At 59.8% G+C, this 19,619-nt stretch carries 15 protein-coding genes; 10 read left to right on the top strand and 5 right to left on the bottom strand.

From position 1 onward, the window contains the following. Positions 1-149 precede the first annotated feature (149 nt). From BGE01nite_RS12800 to BGE01nite_RS12790, 3 genes are all read left to right on the top strand, one after another. Positions 150-2,534, top strand: coding sequence for a PVC-type heme-binding CxxCH protein (locus BGE01nite_RS12800; protein ID WP_146850865.1), 2,385 nt, complete (start codon positions 150-152; stop codon positions 2,532-2,534). Between the two features lie 97 nt (positions 2,535-2,631). Then, a complete protein-coding gene (locus BGE01nite_RS12795; protein ID WP_146850864.1) occupies positions 2,632-5,472 on the top strand; it encodes an immunoglobulin domain-containing protein in 2,841 nt (946 codons plus the stop codon). A 3-nt stretch (positions 5,473-5,475) separates the two neighbouring features. Further along, entirely contained in the window at positions 5,476-6,225 is a 750-nt protein-coding gene (locus BGE01nite_RS12790; RefSeq protein ID WP_146850863.1) for a formylglycine-generating enzyme family protein, read from the top strand. Positions 6,226-6,363: 138 nt separating this feature from the next. Here BGE01nite_RS12790 and fbaA read toward each other — a convergent pair whose 3' ends face one another. Continuing rightward, positions 6,364-7,395, bottom strand: a complete 1,032-nt coding sequence (gene fbaA, locus BGE01nite_RS12785) for a class II fructose-bisphosphate aldolase (protein WP_146850862.1) — start codon at positions 7,393-7,395, stop codon at positions 6,364-6,366. Positions 7,396-7,645: 250 nt separating this feature from the next. Between fbaA and ptsP the strand changes: the two genes are divergently transcribed. Next, a complete protein-coding gene (gene ptsP, locus BGE01nite_RS12780) occupies positions 7,646-9,406 on the top strand; it encodes a phosphoenolpyruvate--protein phosphotransferase (protein ID WP_146850861.1) in 1,761 nt (586 codons plus the stop codon). A gap of 56 nt (positions 9,407-9,462) precedes the next feature. Then, positions 9,463-10,146: a hypothetical protein gene (locus BGE01nite_RS12775; protein ID WP_146850860.1), complete on the top strand. Its 684-nt coding sequence runs from the start codon at positions 9,463-9,465 to the stop codon at positions 10,144-10,146. Between the two features lie 11 nt (positions 10,147-10,157). On the opposite strand, the gene BGE01nite_RS12770 is transcribed toward BGE01nite_RS12775, so the two are convergent. Continuing rightward, positions 10,158-10,751: a hypothetical protein gene (locus BGE01nite_RS12770; RefSeq protein ID WP_146850859.1), complete on the bottom strand. Its 594-nt coding sequence runs from the start codon at positions 10,749-10,751 to the stop codon at positions 10,158-10,160. 47 nt (positions 10,752-10,798) lie between these two features. Further along, a complete protein-coding gene (locus tag BGE01nite_RS12765; protein ID WP_146850858.1) occupies positions 10,799-11,914 on the bottom strand; it encodes a 6-bladed beta-propeller in 1,116 nt (371 codons plus the stop codon). A 107-nt stretch (positions 11,915-12,021) separates the two neighbouring features. On the opposite strand from BGE01nite_RS12765, the gene BGE01nite_RS12760 reads away from it, so the two are divergent. The 3 genes from BGE01nite_RS12760 to BGE01nite_RS12750 all read left to right on the top strand — a co-directional run bounded on the left by BGE01nite_RS12760 (position 12,022) and on the right by BGE01nite_RS12750 (position 15,156). Continuing rightward, positions 12,022-12,699 (top strand): response regulator transcription factor, encoded by a 678-nt coding sequence (locus BGE01nite_RS12760; protein ID WP_146850857.1) that lies wholly within the window; start codon positions 12,022-12,024, stop codon positions 12,697-12,699. Next, complete coding sequence (locus BGE01nite_RS12755) at positions 12,674-14,068, top strand: sensor histidine kinase (protein WP_146850856.1); 1,395 nt, start codon at positions 12,674-12,676, stop codon at positions 14,066-14,068. The genes BGE01nite_RS12760 and BGE01nite_RS12755 overlap by 26 nt, the downstream gene beginning before the upstream one ends. Positions 14,069-14,217: 149 nt before the next feature. Continuing rightward, entirely contained in the window at positions 14,218-15,156 is a 939-nt protein-coding gene (locus BGE01nite_RS12750; RefSeq protein WP_146850855.1) for a DUF502 domain-containing protein, read from the top strand. Between the two features lie 102 nt (positions 15,157-15,258). Here the strand turns inward: BGE01nite_RS12750 and hisF are convergent, their stop codons facing one another. Further along, entirely contained in the window at positions 15,259-16,017 is a 759-nt protein-coding gene (hisF, locus tag BGE01nite_RS12745; protein WP_146850854.1) for an imidazole glycerol phosphate synthase subunit HisF, read from the bottom strand. Between the two features lie 393 nt (positions 16,018-16,410). Here hisF and BGE01nite_RS12740 point away from each other — a divergent pair, with 393 nt between their 5' ends. Next, complete coding sequence (locus tag BGE01nite_RS12740; protein ID WP_146850853.1) at positions 16,411-17,199, top strand: PEP-CTERM sorting domain-containing protein; 789 nt, start codon at positions 16,411-16,413, stop codon at positions 17,197-17,199. A gap of 62 nt (positions 17,200-17,261) precedes the next feature. On the opposite strand, the gene BGE01nite_RS12735 is transcribed toward BGE01nite_RS12740, so the two are convergent. Then, a complete protein-coding gene (locus BGE01nite_RS12735) occupies positions 17,262-18,224 on the bottom strand; it encodes an ADP-ribosylglycohydrolase family protein (protein WP_146850852.1) in 963 nt (320 codons plus the stop codon). A gap of 276 nt (positions 18,225-18,500) precedes the next feature. On the opposite strand from BGE01nite_RS12735, the gene BGE01nite_RS12730 reads away from it, so the two are divergent. Next, on the top strand, positions 18,501-19,514 hold the full coding sequence (locus BGE01nite_RS12730) for a polyprenyl synthetase family protein (RefSeq protein WP_146850851.1): 1,014 nt from the start codon (positions 18,501-18,503) through the stop codon (positions 19,512-19,514). Positions 19,515-19,619: the final 105 nt, after the last annotated feature.

The following is a 19,619-nucleotide window of genomic DNA, read 5'->3' as shown; positions in this document are numbered from 1 at the left end:
GAGTGCGGTGGCAGAGATGCACGGGCCACCGTGCATCGTCGACACCGCTAGCGTGCGAATGTCATGCTCTCGAGGATCAATACATTCTCTGCGCACACCGCGCTGCCGCGCGTCCGCTACATTCGCCACGCCAATGACGTATTGAAAGCATGCGCATCCTGGCCCTCTCCCTCCTCCTTAGCACCACCGCCTTCGGTCTCACGTTGGAAGAAGCTGCCAAGATCGCGCCTCTCCCTGACCTAACCAAGCATGGCGGCGTCATCTTCGCGGATCTCAATGAAGACGGCCACGAAGACCTCATCATCTCCAATTCCAGCGGCTACGGCGTCTTCATCTTCAACCCGGTGGAGAAGAAGAACGTCCAGTGGGATCGCGGCTGGTCGAACGTCCTGCGTGAAGGCAGGGCGGGGGATGCCAACAGCCTGCCCTTGCTTGACGGCGCGATCTTCCGCGATGGCACCCTCATCACCGCCGATGGTAAAACACGCCTAACCAAAAGCGAGCTCTTACGAGTTCCAGGTCCGGCCCCTCTCTCGCCGCAAGACTCGCTGAAGACCATGCGCACCAAGCCGGGGTGGAGCATCAGCCTCGTCGCCCATGAGCCTCTGGTGCAGGATCCGGTGTTCATTGATTGGGATGAGCAAGGCCGCGCCTGGGTCGTGGAGATGGGCGACTACCCTTTTGCTCCAGGCGAGAAGACCAACGACGGCAAGATCAGCCAGGGTAAGGTTTCCGACCTTCAAGCGGGCCGCATCAAAGTGCTCACAGATACCGATGGTGATGGCGTGTATGACAAGGCCTCCCTCTTCCTTGATGGTCTGCTGCATCCCACCGGCCTCATCTGCTGGAAAGGGGGTGTCTTTGTCAGTGGAATCCCGGACATCTTCTATGCCCGCGATACCGATGGCGATGGCCGCTGTGATGAGCGCGAGACTTGGTACTCTGGTTTCACCGCCGGCAATCCTCAGCATCTCATCAACGGTTTCTGCTGGGGACTCGATGGTTGGATCTACGGTGCCAATGGCGACAGCGGCGGCAACGTGATCGTCGAGAAAACCAAGGAGAAGATCAAGCTCGGCACCAACGACTTCCGCTTCCATCCTATCACCGGCAAGTTCGAGCGCGAACTCGGCCGCACGCAATATGGCAAGTGGCGCGACGACTTCGGCAACTGGTTCGGCAACAACAACAGCACCATCGCCTGGCACTACTTCCTGCCCATGCGCTGGATGGAAGCGCATCCTGACAAGATTGCCGCCACGGTGCGCGCAGTGACGAATGAGGAGAAAACGGTCTATCCCGTCAGCCCGCCCGTGCGCCGCTTCAACTGGGCCGCTGCCGTGAACACACTCACCTCCGGTTGCTCACCCATGCCATGGCTTGATGGCAAGGATCAAACGCTGCTCATCTGCGAGCCCGCCAACAACCTTGTGCATCGCGAGTTGTTAGACCTCACCGCACTGCCCATCACCAGCGCGCGTCATCCTGATGACAAAGACAGCGAGTTCCTCGCCAGTGCTGACAACTGGTTCCGTCCCTCCATGGCAAGGCCCGGCCCCGATGGTGCCATCTATGTTGTCGACATGTACCGCCTTGTGCTCGAGCACCCCGAGTGGATTCCGACCGATATTGTGCGCGGTCTCGATGTGCGTGCTGGAGAAGACAAAGGCCGCATCTACCGCCTCAGCGGCCCCACATCGATCAAGAGTGAAGTCGCCTCGCTCGCCAAGCCAGTCAGCGCCTTGCGTTCCGCTCATCGCTGGACACGCGATACAGCCCAGCGTCTGCTCTTGGAGAAGCAGGACAAGTCTGCCGTGCCTGCTTTGGTGGACATCGCCAGTGATGTAAAAGCTTCTCTCAATGTGCGTCTGCAAGCCGCATGGACCGCATCCTTGCTCGATGAAGCTCAACGTCCTGCTTTGATCTCACTCATGAAGTCCAGCTTCCCACAGGTGCGCGGCGCATCGTTGGTCGCCGCAGGCAGTAATGACATTGATCCAAAGGAACTGGAGTCGTGGTTCCCGAAAAAGACGGATCAAAAGCCCGTCGCAACCGTGCCCATGATCACCAACACGAACGCCGATCGCCAGAAAATCGTGAAGCGCTATGTCAGTGAGGTCAGCGCCCTGCGTGGTGATGCCAGTAGAGGCCAAGCCGTCTTCGCGAAAGCCTGCATGGCCTGCCACAAGCTCGGTGGGCAAGGCGTCGAAGTCGGACCCGACCTCGCCACCATCGCCGCCAAGCCCGCGGATCAGATTCTCGAAGCCATCTTTGATCCGAACCGCGCGGTCGAGACGCGCAATGCCGCCACGCAGATCACCCGCACCGATGGCACCACCATCGCAGGCCTCATCAGTGCCGAGACACCCGCCAGCATCAGCCTGCGTCTCCCCGGCGGCGTGGACATGCCCATACCCCGCGCCTCCATCCGCGAGATGAAAACCCTCACCACCTCCCTCATGCCGGAAGGACTGGAGAGTGTCATCACTCCGCAGGAAGCTGCCGACCTGCTCGCCAAGATCACCGGACGGTAGACTGGCCCTGACGCAACATTTACACGCCCACACCCACGGCATCAAAAATGAGCATTGCTCCGCGAAACAGAACCGGAGACACTCGGGCCACGATTTTATGGCCTGCCGCCTTTTTCACTTCGTGTCGCTGCTCTGGCTGCTCCTGCTGCCAGGAGTGAATGTTTCGGCACAGGTCGTCGTTCCGCCGCAGCTCACCTCGGTCAGCATCGCTTCCTCTCGTGGAAACGGACTGTATGCGACGACGGGAGACACCATCGCTCTCACGTTCACAGCGGATCAGCTGCTGCAGACACCGGACGTGCTGATTCTCGGCAAGTCGGCGAACACCAATGGCTCCGGCCTGCAGTGGACGGCCACCATTCCTGTGAGTGAGGAGGATCCCTCAGGTCCCGTCAGCTTTGTCATCAGCTACAGCAATCTGGAAGGTGACCCTGGATCGCCGGTATCAACCACCACGAATGGCAGTCATGTGACCATCGATCGTAACTTTCCGGAAATCACCTCGGGTCCGGAGAATGTCACCGCGAGCGCCGGAGGCAGTTTCTCGCTCTCGATCGAGGTTTCATCCTCTTCGCTTTTCACCTGCCAGTGGCGGCGGAACTTGGTGCCGATCGAGTCCGCCACGGAGACCACGCTCACGCGAACCAATGTTCAGACCACGGACACGGGGTACTATGATGTCGTGGTCACGAACCTCGTCGGTGATGCCATTGGGGGACCGGTCCTGGTGCAGGTGTTTGGTGGCGCGCCTGCCATTGTGACTCAGCCAGCACCGCGCACCGTCGCTGTCGGCGCTTCGGCGACCTTCAGTGTGAGTGCCACTGGGGCCCATGCACTGACCTATCAATGGCGAAAGGGAACCAAACCGATTGTGGGAGCGACCACCCCCAGCTTCACCATCGCCTCCGCGCAAAAGGCCGACGCAGCGACTTACAATGTGGTCGTGAGCAACGGGCTGGGCAGCACGACCAGTGATGCAGTGGCTCTCACGGTGCTGGCGGCTAATGTCACGGGCCTGCCATTGATCGATCCACAGCCTGTCTCCGTGCTGGTGGCGGCGGGTGACAATGCCGGCTTCTACGCTCCTGCCGCTGGCGCACCCACCTTGCTTTTCGAGTGGCGGAAGGACGGTGTGAAAATCAAAACGGCACCGAACTCAAACAGCTATGGCTTTGATGCCACGCTGGCGCTAGCCGGCACCTACAGCGTGCTTGTGAAGAATGGTGTTGGCTCGGTCATCAGTGCTGGAGCCAGATTGGCCGTGGTGGATACCGCTCCATCACCGGACGTCATCGCCGCGCAGGGAGACACAGTGACTCTGAAGGCTGTGACCGCAGGCGCGGGACTGCTGTACCAGTGGCAGAAGGCGGGCGAAGACATCCAGGATGAGAGTGTTTCCGCTCTGCGCAGCATCAAGGGCACAAAAACGGCCACGCTGACGATCAAGGGCGCGATGATTGGAGATCGCGGCGAGTATTGCTGTGTGGTTCGGCTGGGCAACCGCACGCTGCCCACCAGTGCGAAACGCGTGCGTGTGTACAATGCCGGGCCGCAGATCCAGCTTGCCGAAGGCACCCTGCTGCGGGGCGGAATTGTCGGCGGTACCTACACAGGTGATCCGATTCCGATCCTGGAGGGTGAGGACCACCTGCCCACCATTTATACCGCGACGCCCTTGCCCGCTGGTTTGAAGATGAATCCACTCACGGGCATCATCACGGGCAAGCCCACCAAGGCTTCACCGCCAGGCAAACCCTTCGAGTTCACCATCAAAGTCACCAACAAATTTGGTTCGCCGATGGTGAAGGTGAAGATGGAGATCCTGCCGCTGCCGCCCAAGGCGCTGGGAAACTTCGTTGGCATCATCGGCATGGATCCTGGCATCAATGGCAATCTCGGCGGCAAGCTCGTCGTGACCACGACCAGCGGCGGAGTCTTCAGCGGCAGCCTGACTCTGGGCACGAAGTCGCATCCCTTCAGCGGCGGTGTGCTGGAGGTGCCCATGACGGGCGATCCCACAGGGACGATCCTCATCAAATCCGCCGGGCTCACTCTCAGCTTCTGGATGGATGTCACGGATGGAGGAATGTATGGAAATCTCGACAACGACAGCATCGTCAATGCTTTCAACTTTGACGCCTGGCCGGATGCGGTGCCCGGCTTTGCCGCAACGACCGCTTACACAGCCGAGCTGGAGATCACGGGGGGATACACCAATGACCCGAGGGGTTCGTCCGGCTATCCGCAGGGGCATGGTTTCCTCACGCTGTCGGTGACGAAAACAGGCATGGCGACCTGGGGCGGAAGGCTGGCGGATGGAACGACTGTCACGGCTGGCGGTCACTATGCTTACGGCGGGCGGGTGCCTCTGCGCCTGCTGCTGTATGGCAATACCGGCTGTGTGCAGGGCTCGAGCCAGATCGCAGGAAACCACCTGGATGGCTACGTTTTCTGGATCAAAAAATACCTGCCGAGCAGCACCTCACGCATTTACAAGGATGGTTTCGAGCGGCATGAGCTGACAGTCGTCGGCGGGGTCTACACGGCTCCGGTGAAGGATCATATCGTCATTGGGCTGCCACCTGCCTGTGTCCTTTCTTTTTTCGATGGCCTTATTCCCGCCTTCTATTTTCAGCAGGCACTCACGCTGACCACCGCGAACAAAGCGCAGATCGCCACCAGTGTGAATCTGAATCCGAACCAGGTGAAGGTGACTTCGCTGACTCCCGCGAACGGGCTGTTTGCGGGGTCATTCAGTGTCATTGACCCGGTCGGCAGCGCGCCGCGTCCGGCGACGTTCATGGGCGTGTTTGTGCAGCGTCTCTCCAAGGGGTTTGGCTATTATCTGCTGCCGGAGCGTCCTGACGCACCGGGGGAAACACCGGCCAACACCCCCATTAAATCAGGGCAGGTGACCTGGGAGGCGCAGTCGGACTGAGTGATGTGGCGGCTGCTTCTTGTCCTCTTTTTGGTTAGCTGTGCGTCTTCCCGGCAGGCAGCGTTGCACAACAGTCTCGGCATGGAGCTGGTGCATGTTCCGGCAGCGAATCTGCAGGTCTGCCGTCATGAGACACGCGTTCGTGATTACCGGGTCTTTGTTCGTGAGACCAGGCGTGAATGGCCGCGGACGGGTTTCCATCAAACCGACACTCATCCGGCTGTGAATGTGAGCTGGCGGGATGCGCAGGCTTTTTGTGAGTGGCTTAGTGCTCGTGAGGGCCGCCGCTACCGCCTGCCCACGGATGCGGAATGGAGCACGCTGGCAGGTGTGCGGCACCTGGAGCCTCGCGGTGTGTCACCGAAGGTGCAGCCGCAGCTGCCGGGGCGTCATCCCTTTGGGAAAAGACCTCTCGCGGCGGGTGATGCCAATCTTTGTGACACCGCGTTTGGCAAAAGCGAGTTCGGCGAGGGCTATGAAGCCCGCTGGATCAGTGATTGCAATGATGGTTATGCTGCGACGGCGCCAGTCGGTTCCTTCAAGGCAGATGCGAATGGCCTCTGCGATCTCTCCGGCAATGTCTGGGAGTGGTGCGTGGACTGGTATGATCCGCCGAAGAACACGCTCAAGGTCCTGCGCGGTGCCTCATGGCGCACGGGGAATCCGGAGAGGATCTGGGCCAGCTATGGCGGTCCGGATCCACCCGGCTGCCGGATCGACAGCGCGGGTTTTCGAATCGTCCTGGAGCCCTGAGTTTTTTAACAGGAGGTCTGGAGGTGGGGAGGTGCCTCGGGTGTTGGTGGATTGACGAGCCTCCGGTTCGCAATACCCCAAAAAGAAGCCCATGCGCTTTTCAACGCATGGGCTTTGATCACTTAGAGTGAAATAAGATCAGACCTTGCCGAAGATGGTCTGGCCGGTGCTGCGGAGGTCATCACAGGCTTCCTTCATGCGGTCGCACAGGCCCTGCTCACCCTTCTTCAGGTAGCTGCGTGGATCGTAGGCTTTCTTGTCGCCGATCTCGCCGTCGATCTTGAGGACGCCAGCGTAATTCTTGAACATGTGATCCACCAGCGGACGGGTGAAGGCATACTGGGTGTCGGTGTCGATGTTCATCTTCACGACGCCGTAGTCCAGGGTCTCGCGGATCTCTTCGAGAGGGGTGCCAGAACCGCCGTGGAAGACGAGGTCCATCTCAGCAGCCGCGCCATACTTGGCGGTGACGGCGGCCTGGCCATCTTTGAGGATGGTGGGCTTCAGCTTCACCGCGCCGGGCTTGTAGCTGCCGTGGACGTTGCCAAAGGTGGCGGCGAACATGTAGCGGCCAAGGCCGTTCAGGGCCTCATACACGGCGAGCATGTCTTCAGGCGTGGTGTAGAGCTTGTCGTTGGACACACCAGAAGTGTCGTGACCGTCTTCCTCACCGCCCACGACGCCGGCTTCGACTTCGAGGATGATGTCCAGGGCTGCGCACTCCTTGAGGAGCTCGGTGGAGGTCTTGATGTTGTCTTCCAGGCTCAGCTCGGAGCCGTCGAACATGTGGCTGTTGAAGAGGTTGCCCTTGCCAGCTTCACGGCGGGCTTTGGTGGCAGCGAGGAGAGGCTTCAGGAACTTCTCCACGTTCTTCGGATGACAGTGGTCCGTGTGCAGGGCCACGAGGACGTCATACTTGGCCGCGAGGATGTGCACGGCTTCCGCCAGCACGATGGCACCCAGGGCCATGTCCTTGACGGCAGTGCCGGAGGCGAACTCACCACCACCGGTGGACACCTGGATGATGCCGTCGCTCTTGGACTCCGCGAAAGCCTTCAGCGCGCCGTTGATCGTGGGCAGGGAGGTGACGTTGATGGCCGGGTAGGCATAGCCACCTTTCTGGGCGGCATCAAGCATGGCACGATACTGGGCGGGGGTGGCGACGGGCATCTGGTAGTGAGTGTGTTAGGGGTTCGGGCCGCTGAGGGGAGCAAGAAAGGGGCCGGGTGCAAGGGTTGTCTCACCCCATCTGGGTTCTCCGAGGGCAGATGGGGCAGGTTTTTCGCCGCTGCGACCATTTCGAGCCTCACAAGATGGGCGAACTTCGGTATTCAAAGAGACCGGAACCGCTCTGTTTTCGTAAGAGCCTGCGGGTTTCCTGATTGCTAATCGCCCCTCCACTTTCCATCATCTCTCTTGAATGTCCGAATTGCCCTCTGCTGCTGAACAAATCTGGAAAGGCCTCGCTGTGTCTCCAGGGGTGGCGCATGCCATCGTGCACGTGCTGAAGGACCATTTCGACGAGCCGGACGCCACTCCGATCGAGCCCGATCAGGTGGAGGCGGACCTGGCGCGGTGGAGGAAAGCTTTGGAGGTCACGCAGACCGAGATCGAGGCGCTGCAGGCGGCCATGATCAATGAGCAGGGCAGTGGCGAGGCGGAGATCTTTGAAGCGCATCTGCTGATCCTGAATGACAACTCCATCCGCAAGCAGGTGGAGCGCACCGTGCGTGACCTGCTCATCTGCGTGGATGCCGTTTACTACCGTCTCATGTGCAAGCACATGGATGCCCTGCGCGGCCTTTCAGACTCCTATCTGCGCGAGCGCTATCTGGACATCAAGGATGTGACCCATCGTGTGATGCGCCACCTGCGCGGTGAGATGCTGGATCATCCCATGTTTGATGACCCGGTCATCATCGTGGCGCATGACCTCACACCTTCAGACACCGTGCAGCTCGATCGCAGCAAGGTGCTCGGCTTTGCCATCGAGATGGGCAGCGCCAATGCCCACGCGGCCATCATCGCCCGCTCGCTGAGCCTGCCGGCCGTGGTGCGTCTGCATAACATTTGTGACGACCTGCACTCCGGTGATCCTGTGCTGCTGGATGGTGACGAAGGTCTGCTGATCCGTCGTCCGTCCGCCGAGACACTGGCGAAGTATCGCAGCCGCGAAGCCCAGGCGGATGCGCGTGAAGACGCCCTTCATGTGACAAGGCACCAGCCCTCCATCACGGGAGATGGCTGCCTGGTCAAGGTGAGTGCCAATGCTGAGTTCATCGAGGAAATGGCCGTCGTCCGTGACAGCGGTGCGGAGCATGTAGGCCTTTTCCGAACGGAGTTCCTGCATCTCGAGGATCCAGATGCCAGTGAAGACTGGCTGGCTGACTGCTACACGCGGGCCACCAAGATCATGGCTCCGGGCGAGGTCATCTTCCGCACCCTGGATCTCGGGGGTGACAAGATGGACCCCCGTATGACCAGTGAGGAAGAGCCCAATCCCTTCCTCGGCTGGCGCGGCATCCGTGCCTCGCTCGGCCGTCGTGATCTCTTCCGCCGCCAGCTTCGTGCCCTCCTGCGTGCCTCCGCGCATGGCAAAGTCGGCATCATGTTCCCCATGGTCAGCGGTGTGGAGGAGGTGCGTGAAGCCCGTGCCTTGCTGGACCAATGCGCGCAGGAGCTCATGCATGAAGGTGTCGCCATCGGCGAAGACATCGCCATCGGCGCGATGATCGAGATTCCGAGCGCTGCTGTGTCAGCGGACCTCATCGCGACCGAGGTGGACTTCTTCAGCATTGGCACCAATGACCTGATCCAGTACACCATCGCGGTGGATCGGTTAAACGAGCGCGTGGCCGGTCTTTACCAGCCCACGCATCCGGCCGTGCTGCGCCTCATCCGCATGACCGTGGAAGCCGCGAACAAGGCCGGCATCCGCGTGTGCATCTGTGGTGAGGTGGCCTCGGATGTCGAGCTGACACCGCTGCTGGTGGGGCTTGGGCTCCATGAGCTTAGTGTCACCGCAGGCCAGGTTTCCCGCGTGAAGCACGCCGTTCGCAAACTCAGCCTGGCCGACTGTCGCACGATGGCTGAGGAAGTGATGTGCCACGGCTGCATGACCAACGGCTATGAAAAGACACGCTCCATGGCCATGGCCAAGTATCCGGAGTTGTTTGAGTAGCGTGAGCGCCATGCTTTGAGCTTCTCATGGAACCTGCGTTTGGGTAAAACGCAGGCATGACGCGTCCAACCTCTCCCGCCGCGAGACATCTCCTTGCCGGTGCGATCCTGCTGATGATGGCTGTGACTACCCAGGCCCAGACGGCGTTGCAGAAGCTCGAGGGGGCGAAGAAGGTGTTTTATGAGGCCACGCTGGTGCAGGAGGCGACCTATCGGAACGCGCTGGGGGAGGCGATCAAAGACCACGGCACCCGTTGTGAGGTCTTCCTTCTCGACTTTATGCCCTCCAGGAAGAAGTCAGACTCCTTCTTCAACGATCCATCGGACGAGAATCATTTTCTGATACGGCCCTACAAAACCGAGACGAAGATCCTGAACCGCCGCGAGCTGAGCGCGGATGAGTTTAAAACTCTGCTGCCATCCCTGGTGCAGACGGTGGGCGTGGAAAAGAACACCTACGGTGCTCTCTGTCACATGCCCATCCATGGCATCCGTGTCTATGACCAGGGCATCCTCATCGTGGAAACCAGCATCTGCTACGAGTGCGGAAACTTCTTCATCAACTACCCGGACAGCACGTCCGAATGGGTCGGTCTCAGCTCACGCGAGTTCGAGGAATTGATGAAGAAGTTCATGCCCATCCCCGAGTCGGAGATCCAGCGCTTCAACGACTACAAGTCTGGGAAGCTGGGCAAAGAGGCCAAGGCAAAGGACAAGGCCAAGTTGAAGAATGCAAAATAGGTTAGGTAAATCTAGGCTGCACGGCGTTTCCAAAACACAACAGCCAGGCCCAGCACTGCTGGAGGGAGCGCGATCCACACCCATTTCATCCATGATGATTGATGTCGCGTGATCACCACCGCCGGTGACACATCCCCGCCTAACAACATCACGGACGTCACGCTTCCCTCCGGAGGTTGCTGCCAGATCAGCACGTCATGCTTGTTCCCTCTCGCCACGGTGAAGGCGATCTCAGGGCTGTCAGGCTGCCAGCGCCAGATGCCAGTGAGCAGACTATGCTCCTGACCATCCGGCGGCGGAAGAAGGGAAGGGGGCACTGCCTCCGCCCAGGTGCTTTCATCGTGAAACTCCAGCGGCGCGAGGTCCGCATACGGCGTGGTCTTCTCTCCATGCTTGATGAGCAGCGCCTTTTGCAGCGCCTCATGCGCGGCGGCCTCATCGGCAATGAGCGGATTCCCCGAATAATCCACCACCAGCCTCAGTTCGACAACGCTACCACCCTCCACCAAACGCATGCGTGACATGATGAACTCCGTGCCATGCGCCTCTGCCTGCTGCGGCATCCATGCGGCCAGCAAGCAGGCCAAAGCAAACAGGGGGAACACGCGTGTTCCCCCTGCGGTGATTGAGTGCTGATGCGCCCGATGGATCATCATTTCTTGTTCCAGCGCAGCACGCGGCCCCACTTGTTCCACTCGGTCTCAAGGATGTTGCCATCATTGTCAAAGGTGATGCCGTGCGGGCTGGTGACGATGCCCTGCTGCCAGTCCTTCGGAGCGATGCCCGGGGTGTTCGTCATGGTCGGGTTGGTGCCGCACTCAGAGACCATCTTGCCGTCCTTGTCCCAGACGGAGACTCGGCCGGCGATCTCGGCGATGCAAACCAGATCACCATGGAAGGAGGCGGAGGAAGGATTGCGCATGTCGGTGGCGATCACGCCGATGATCTTGCCATCGAGGTCGGTGTGCAGGATGCGCTTGTTGCCACGGTCACAGCAGAACACGCGGGCGGGTTCGAAGCGGCGGTCGATGAAGATCTTGTGCGTGTTGGCAAACTTGTAAGGTTCGTCAGGTCCGCCAAAAACCTTCTTAAACTTGCCATCACGGCTGAACACGAAGATGTGGCTGCGTCCATAGCCGTCCACGACATAGATGTCCCCGTTCGGGGCCACATCACAGTTGGTCAGTCTCAGGCCGCCGGCAGCGCTGACGCCCTGCTCCTTCGGAATGACCTTCTCCGTGCCGTCATCCAGGGTGAGGACGATCTCCTTGCCGTTGTCAGACTTCTTCACGCCTTTGGCGATCTGGGTGCTCTTCGGGCGGCCTTTGGCATCCTTTTCGTTAGGAATGGCCTTGGACACGGTCACATAGTCACGCTGCGCGGCCGGGAAGGCGGAGGTGGGGATCTCCATCACGACCTCACCATCCAGCTTCGCCTTGATCACACGGGCTTCCTTCAGCACAGCGCCGAAGAGATACTCGCCGCCGTCATCCTTGCGGATCACGAAACCATGGAGTGAGTCAGGCAGCTTCAGGGCCTTGATGAACTTGCCATCCTTGCCGTAGACCTGGATGCCGGCATCAGCCTCCTGCACGCTGACATAGATATTGCCGGCGGAGTCCACGGCGATCTCGCCATGACCATCGCCGATGGTTTCTTTGCCGGGCGGTGGTTTGATGAAGTCCGGGACGAGTTCATAGGCCACTTGGGCGGTGGCGCTGCCCAGCATGGCGAGGCTGGAGAGAAGGAGGAGGGTTGGACGATGCATAGGTGGGCATTTCAAACGAGCGGCCCGGGCTAAGTCAATCATGCGGGCATGAGGAATCCTGATCGAACTTGTGCGTGATGGCGCTTTCCATTAAACAAGCGGCGAAAATGCACCTCCTCCTCGTCGAAGACGATCCTGAGCTCGGCCGCCAGATGACCTCCTGGATGGCCGAGGCGGGGCATCGCCTGCATTGGGTGGAGACTGGACGGGCCGCGCTGGACTGGATGAAAGGGCACTCCTGTGATGCCGCCATCCTGGATGTGGGCCTGCCAGATATCGATGGTTTCAGCATTGTGGAAACTCTGCGCGGTCGCGGCGTCACCACCCCCGTGCTCTTTCTCACGGCCCGTGTCGGCGTGCCGGACCGCGTGCGCGGACTGGCGGCTGGCGGTGATGACTATCTCACCAAACCCTTCGCCGCTGAGGAGCTCCTGGCCCGTTTGGATGCTCTTTACCGCCGTGCTGCGCAGTCCCCGCCGACTCGCCGGCGCACCGGAAATTCCTATCTGGACCCCGTCCGTCGCCGCGTGACCTGTGAAGGCGAGGCGGTGGACCTGCAGCCGCGTGAGTGGACGCTGCTGGAGGTGCTGATGAATCATGAGGGCCGCATTGTCCCGAAGCAGTTCCTGCTCGAGCAGGTGTGGGACATCCGTTTTGATCCAGGGACCAATGTGGTGGATGCCATGATCTGCCGCCTGCGCCGGAAGCTCGAGACCGCTGGCAGCAACATCCACATCGAAACCATCCGCGGAAAAGGATATGCCTTCAAAAAGGAGCCTGCTTGACCGCATCCCGTCGCAGTGGCGCCTTGCACTCATGCTGGCGCTCTTTGTCGGTACCAGTATTGCCCTCACGCTCATCTTTGTGCGCAGCACCGTGAGCCGTGACCTGCGCCGTTTTGATGCGGCAGTGGTGATGAATGACCTGGTGGAATATGCGGCCATCTATGCCTCCAGCGGCATCAAGGGTGTGCTGGACGTGTTTCCTGCCGGTCAAAGCAGTGACAGCAGCGCCATCCGCATCACCTCGCCAGACGGCATCATCCTCTTTGAGGAGATCCCGCCGGGCATCCATGTCTACGCTTGGCCTGCCAAGCCGCCCTCGAATGACTGGAGCGCGCGCAAGACAGTGCTGCAGGAGCTCACCTCGCCGGAGACGGAACTGCGCCTCACCATCGGCGCCATCCGGCTTCGAGATGGAAACTATCTTTGGTTCGGCCGTACGGATGAGGAGGCGCAGCGCTACCAGCATAACATCACCATTTATCTCTGGCTGGCCGGCATCCTGGCCGCCGCGGTGGCGCTGCTGCCGGTGATCTGGTATTCGCATGAGGTGCTCATCCCCATCCGCTCTTTCACGAACAGCGCGCGCAGGCTGCATCTGCCGGAGGGCACCGCGCGTCTCATGGTGCCGCGTGCCATTCCTGAGCTGCAAACGCTCGCCTCCGTGGTGAATGCAGGGCTGGACCAGATCCTCAGCCTCACGCGCGAGCTGCAGAGCACGAACGACCAGCTGGCGCATGAGCTGCGCACACCGCTGGCCCGTGTGCGTGGAAACCTCGAAAACCTTCTGGACAAGAGTGACAATGCCGCCGCGCAAGATGCCGCCGCACGGAGCCTGGAGGAGATCGACCGTGCCGCACAATTGGTTCAGCACATCCTGACCATCCGCGGGGGGGATCATGGCGCTCTGCGTCTCTATCGCCAGCAGACGCCGGTGCATCAGATCATCACGAATCTGGTGGATCTCTTCACACCTGCCGCGGAGGACCGGAACCTGACCTTGGGCATTCAGCAGGGACTCGATCTGGTGCTGAATCTTGACCGCGAGCTCATCACGCAGGCCATTTCAAACCTTTTGGACAACGCGCTCGCCTACACGCCGAAGGGCGGCAAGATCAACCTGCGCTGGCAGGCGGAGGGAACTGGCGTCGTCATCTTTGTGGAGGACACAGGACCGGGTGTGCACCGGGAGGAGATGCAAATGATCTGGGAGCGCTACAATCGCGGCTCATCGGCCGTGGTGCGTCATCCCGGCATCGGTCTCGGCCTTAGTCTTGTGCGTGCCATCTCCACAGCCCATGGTGGCAGTGTGGGAGTCACGAACCGGGTCACGGGCGGCGCCAGTTTCTGGATCAAGCTGCCGCAGGGATGAGCCTGGGCATCTTCGCATGCATCGTGACGACTGCTCGTTAGGCACCATGCTTTCACTCCGTGTGGCGCCGGGCTCTGCATGAATACTTTTTTTACATTCCGACTCAAACAGATACCTGCAACTCGCTGAGTTATGGCGTATGGTTCTTCATGCCTCCCCCGGTTGCCAGCCCTGTGCCCGTGTCGCGAAGCCCCGTTGTGTGGCTGCGTAACAAGTTCTTTGCAGGACTGGCCGTGGCCATGCCATTGCTGATCACCTTCTGGCTGCTCTTCAGCGGCTACGAGCTTCTTCACGGCTTGAGCGAGCCTCTGATCGCGATGCTGGCTGAGCGCATCAACCAGATCGAAGGCCGTGTGGTCATTGATCCCAGCAGCGCGACCTACAAGCATGTGGTGGATTTTGTCGGCTTCCTGATCCCGGTCATTGCCTGCATCTTGCTGGGCCTCATGGCCACTCATGTGATTGGCAGCCGCATCGTCATGGCGGTGGACAAGCTGTTCATGCACGTCCCCATCGCCTCCTTCATCTACAAGATGATGAAGCAGGTGATCGACAGCTTCAAAGGCCTGGGAGGAAAGCAGAACTTCAAGCGCGTGGTGTATGTGGACTACCCTGTGGGTGACATGAAGATGCTCGGCTTCGTCACCGGGCAGTATCTGGATCCCCAGCAAAACAAGGTGCTCGCCGCAGTCTTCGTCCCCGGAGCGCTCAGCCCCATGACCGGTCTTTTGCTGGTGGTGCCGCTGGAGCAGATCACGGATGCGCCCCTGACCGTGGAAGATGCCATGAAGCTCATCTTCTCAGGCGGTCTCGTGGTGCCCAGCCGTCTTGCCGCCCCGGCGGCCATGCCTGACATCCATGCACAGCTTCCCGTGGCCCCCACGGTGGAGGAAGCCCTGGCGGTGGACGAGGAAGAAGCTCCGAAGCCCGATGAATCACCTCTGCCTGCCGGCTTGCCTCGCGCCGAGGACTTTGATTTCGGAGACCCTGACATCCTTTCCGGCAGCGAGCGTGAAGGCACTCAGCTCATTTCCTCACGTTCCTCAGCGCGCCGTCTGTTCAGCGCGCTTTCCAGGAAGAAGAAGTGACTTGCGTTCCTGGCACAAGTCCTGAGTGAGATAGGTCTTATGGGTCCCATGGGTCATATAAGACCCATTTCTGGAGGACCCCTTAGACAGAGCAGCTCTCCCTTACAGCCTCACCGGCACCTGATGCTGGTCCAGGAAGCGCTTCACATCTCCCACGGTGTATTCACCGAAGTGGAAGATGCTCGCGGCCAGCACGGCATCTGCTTTGCCATCGCTCAGCACATCTGCCATGTGCTGGAGGTTCCCTGCGCCACCGCTGGCGATGACGGGAATGGACACCGCCTCGCTGACTGCGCGTGTGAGGGCGATATCGTAACCGGCCTTGGTGCCGTCTGAATCCATGCTGGTGAGCAGGATCTCTCCTGCGCCACGGCGGCAGACCTCGGCGGCCCACTCCACAGCATCCAGCTCGGTCGGATTACGACCGCCATGGGTATACACCGTCCAGGAACCGTGAGCATTGCGCTTCGCGTCGATCGCCACGACCAAGCACTGGCAGCCAAAAGCCTCGGCGGCAGCATCAATAACCTCCGGCGTCTTCACGGCGGCGGTGTTGATGCCCACCTTGTCCGCTCCTGCGAGCAGCATTTCCCGCATGTCAGCGACCGTGCGGATGCCTCCGCCTACGGTCAATGGCATGAAGCAGCTCTCCGCAGTGCGGGCCACCACATCCACCATGGTTTTACGCTCTTCGTGACTGGCGGTGATATCCAGGAAAACGAGCTCATCAGCACCCTGCGCATTATAAACTTTAGCGCATTCCACGGGATCTCCAGCGTCCCGCAGCTGTAAAAACTGCGTGCCTTTGACCACACGGCCTTCTTTGACGTCCAGACAGGGGATGATGCGCTTGGTGAGCATGTGAGTGGTAGCGAGATAGGCGGGCACTACATAACGCGCAAGTGCCACCTATGCCCCAGATTGCAAACGCCTCATTTACAACATTTTGACATTATTTATAAAAATAAGAAAAATGATAAAAATAGTAAAATGAGCAAATTTTAAATATCGGCAATAACGGCAATATAGGGAAATGCTAAAAATGCAGATCCAAGACTAAGTTGTATCCCCAATATATCTGCAAAAAACCTTGTCGATATGTTGTGATAATTATAGATTTCATCGCCCTTACTAAATGGGCATGCCTCTATGAAAACCAACTCACCTATAGTCACTGCGTGGCGTAATATTAGGCACAGCGTAATATTGGTAGCGGCCCTATGGGCGGTTACACCCGAAAGTAAGGCTCAGAGCTTGATTTCGAGCTCTGATTTCTTCAACCCGGATTATGAAGTGAGGCGGCCTGGTGCTGCCGGCTTCATTTCCCTCGATGTTAATACCACTCCCTATACCCCGGGTGATCAGACCCAGGGTAACGTGACCTGGAATCACACGGCGGGCGGTCTTGTACAGACCGGCCTGGATCTGACCCCGCTCGTCAACCTGACGATTGATGCCCAGCTGGCAGCCTATACCCGCACCTCGGGCGATACGCTGACCTTCGGTCGGCAGCTGGACGTCACGACCACGGGGATCATTGGCGCTTTCGGCGGGACTGTCACCGGTCTGACGAACGATGTTCTAGGCGCCAGCGCCATCAATTCATGGGCCAGCACGGCCACGGTGGGAGGGCTCAGTCTCTCTCAGGGCGTGCACTACAACGTGAGTTTTGATGTGACTGCGGGAGCTGGGATCAACCTCAACGCTCTCAGCGCGGCAAACTTCGCCCTCTCGAGCGGCGGCAATCCCATCGAGAATATCGACAGCATCGAGACCCTCAATGTCCTGAACATCCTTCAGGTCGGCGGCGGTCTGGCCACGATCAATTTCGAGTTCATCGCCCAAAGCCCGCTCACGGAACTCACCTTTGATTTCGATGCCGCTACCATCGCCAATGTGAGCCTTCTCGGCACGGTTTCCGGAAACCAGACCGTGCTGCAATTCTCTAACATGTCCCTGGCGCCCGTCCCAGAGGCGAGCAGCCTCTTCCTGCTGGCCGCAGGCATGCTTTTCCAACTGCGCAGACACCGCCGATACGCATGAGGAGGAACTGGTTCTTCAAGGGCAGGTCTCTTGAGGAACCAGCCAGTAAGAATCCCGAGTGACTACGGGGCCTGCCCGTGTCGCATCTCCATCCGGGCAAAGAGTTGCTCGATCGCCCGGTGGATGCGGTCACGGGCACGTAGTTTCTCACGCCATTCCACTGGAATGCCATCGATGCCGTGAAGCGCACCTAGCCAGGCTCCGATCATGGAGGCCCGGCCTGCGTTGTCGCCTCCGGCACGGATCGTCTCCAGAATGGCCGTCGTGAAATCATCATGATGGCAAAACGCCGCATGCAGGGCTGAGGGGAAGCTTTGGGCCAGAGGGCAGCTCTGCCCGAAGCGCCCCGTGGCCGTGACCACGTCCAGCTCCCTCAGCATGTGGGCAAACTCAAAGTAGTCCGAGCCATCACAGCTGACATCCGCTGACTTGCGGGTGAGCTCAAAAGCTTCCAGGAAGGGGAATCCCTGCAGCAGATAGTCCAGCAGCACGGCGTGCGCTGTGGCGCAGGCAACCGCCACAGGATGGTTCTGGGTGACCAGGGTCAGCCTGCGAATGGCATCCAGCCTTTCCGGGGAAGTCCGGTCATGGTAGGCCACCACCACAGGAGCCAGCCGGCTGACCGTGGCGGGCTGGTCGTCATCCGCCCCGTTTTGAAAGTTCTCCGGCTGGGCAGCCAGATGCTCCAGGGTCTCCAGCGTCGCGTGGTCCCGGTAGCTCTTGAACACGGGACTGCCAAAAAAACTGGTCACCCGCATGCCAAAGTCACGCTCACGGAACTCGCCGCCGCATGCGGCCAAAGACTCCAGGAGCAGGAGGGCCGCGTCCCCATAGTGAGTCTGGTCGCCGCTCTGCTTGCCATCGTGGTAGTGGCCCGCCTTCGGCAGTTCGAATCCCTCGATCCCTCCGGGGTAGCGTGCCGTCATATCCTCCAGATCATAGATCCAGTGGGTGCCCAGGGCAGCGGCATCTCCCAGGAACTGTCCCCAGATGGCGGCGTGGAGTCTGGATTTTAACTCAGGCATGACAGCAGTGTATCAGATGATCTCAGCAGAGCCCGCAGGCAGTGGCGACCCCAATTTCAACGACCCCGGTTAATTTTTCGCTGCAAAAATGGAGGTTCGGGCGGGTTTGAGAACTGTCAAAAAGGCCCTGGGCTTTCAGAGGACACCGTTTTGGCTGAAAGTTCACCCCTGTATTCAGTGAAGCTCCTATTTGACGGAGAAATCACACTGCGCGACTAAAGGGCAGTGCGGGATCGATCCACCGACCACCGCCGTTCGCCCCCCTTCTAAGAGACAATGTCCGCAACGCCCCCCACCGCTGATGCTCCTGTGTTTCCTTTCGAACTGATTCGTGAGGACCTCCAGGTGGTGGAAATTGCTATCCGTGATCAGGCGAAAGCCTTTGATCCAGCGGTCGAAGGGTATGTCTCCTATGTCTGCCAGGCGGCAGGGAAGCGCATCCGTCCAGCGCTCGCCCTCATGGCAGGCGGTGCCACCGGTGGCAAGAATGACCAGCACACCCGCCTTTCGGTCATCCTGGAGATGATCCACATCGCCTCTCTCGTGCATGACGACATCATGGACGGCGCGGCCACCCGCCGCGGCCTGCCCACGGCCGCCGCGAAGTGGGGCCACTCCCTCAGCGTGCTGCTGGGTGATGCCCTCTTTGCTTATGCGCTGGAGCTGGCCACCGGTTTTGAAGACACTGAAGTCTGCCGCCAGATCGCCAAAGCCTCGCGTGATGTCTGCAGTGGCGAAATCCTCCAGACCCAGCGCCGTTTTGACCTGAACCTCTCCGTGCCGGACTACCTCCGCATGATCGAGATGAAGACCGCCGCTCTCTTTGCCGTGGCTGCCGGTCTCGGTGCCCGTCTGAATGGCGTGCCTGAAAACGTGGAAAAATCCCTCCACAGCTTCGGCATGAAGCTCGGCACCGTTTACCAGATCTACGACGACTGCCTGGATCTCGTCGGAGATGAGAAGACGGCTGGCAAAACCCTGCGCACCGACCTCATCAAGGGCAAGCTCACCCTGCCGATTCTGTATCTCCTCATGGAGGCCACGGACGCGCAGAAGCAGAAGCTCAACCGCATGCTCCTCCAGGGCGAGCCCATGGACACCAGCATCCTCGCCGGCATTGCCGATTACGAAGGTGCCATCGAGCGCGCGGTGAAGTTCGCCCAGGACATGCTGAACGACGCCGAAGCCGAGCTCATCTGCCTTGGCGACTCCCCTTACAAGACCGCCTTCCAAGGTGTGGCCGCCTACCTGCGCGGCTTGCTTTCCGGCTGCGTGCTGAATCTGCGCTGAGTCTGGCCGCTTCACGACACCATTCGCCATGCTTGATTTACATCAATGGCTCCTGGCGGCGCTGGTCTGGAGCATTGCCTACTACGTCATCGTCGTGGTTCACGA

The sequence above is a fragment of the Prosthecobacter gellanilyticus genome (genome assembly GCF_007992435.1).
GTDB classification, from domain to species: domain Bacteria; phylum Verrucomicrobiota; class Verrucomicrobiia; order Verrucomicrobiales; family Verrucomicrobiaceae; genus Prosthecobacter; species Prosthecobacter gellanilyticus.
This window is presented reverse-complemented; position numbering and strand designations above follow the sequence as displayed.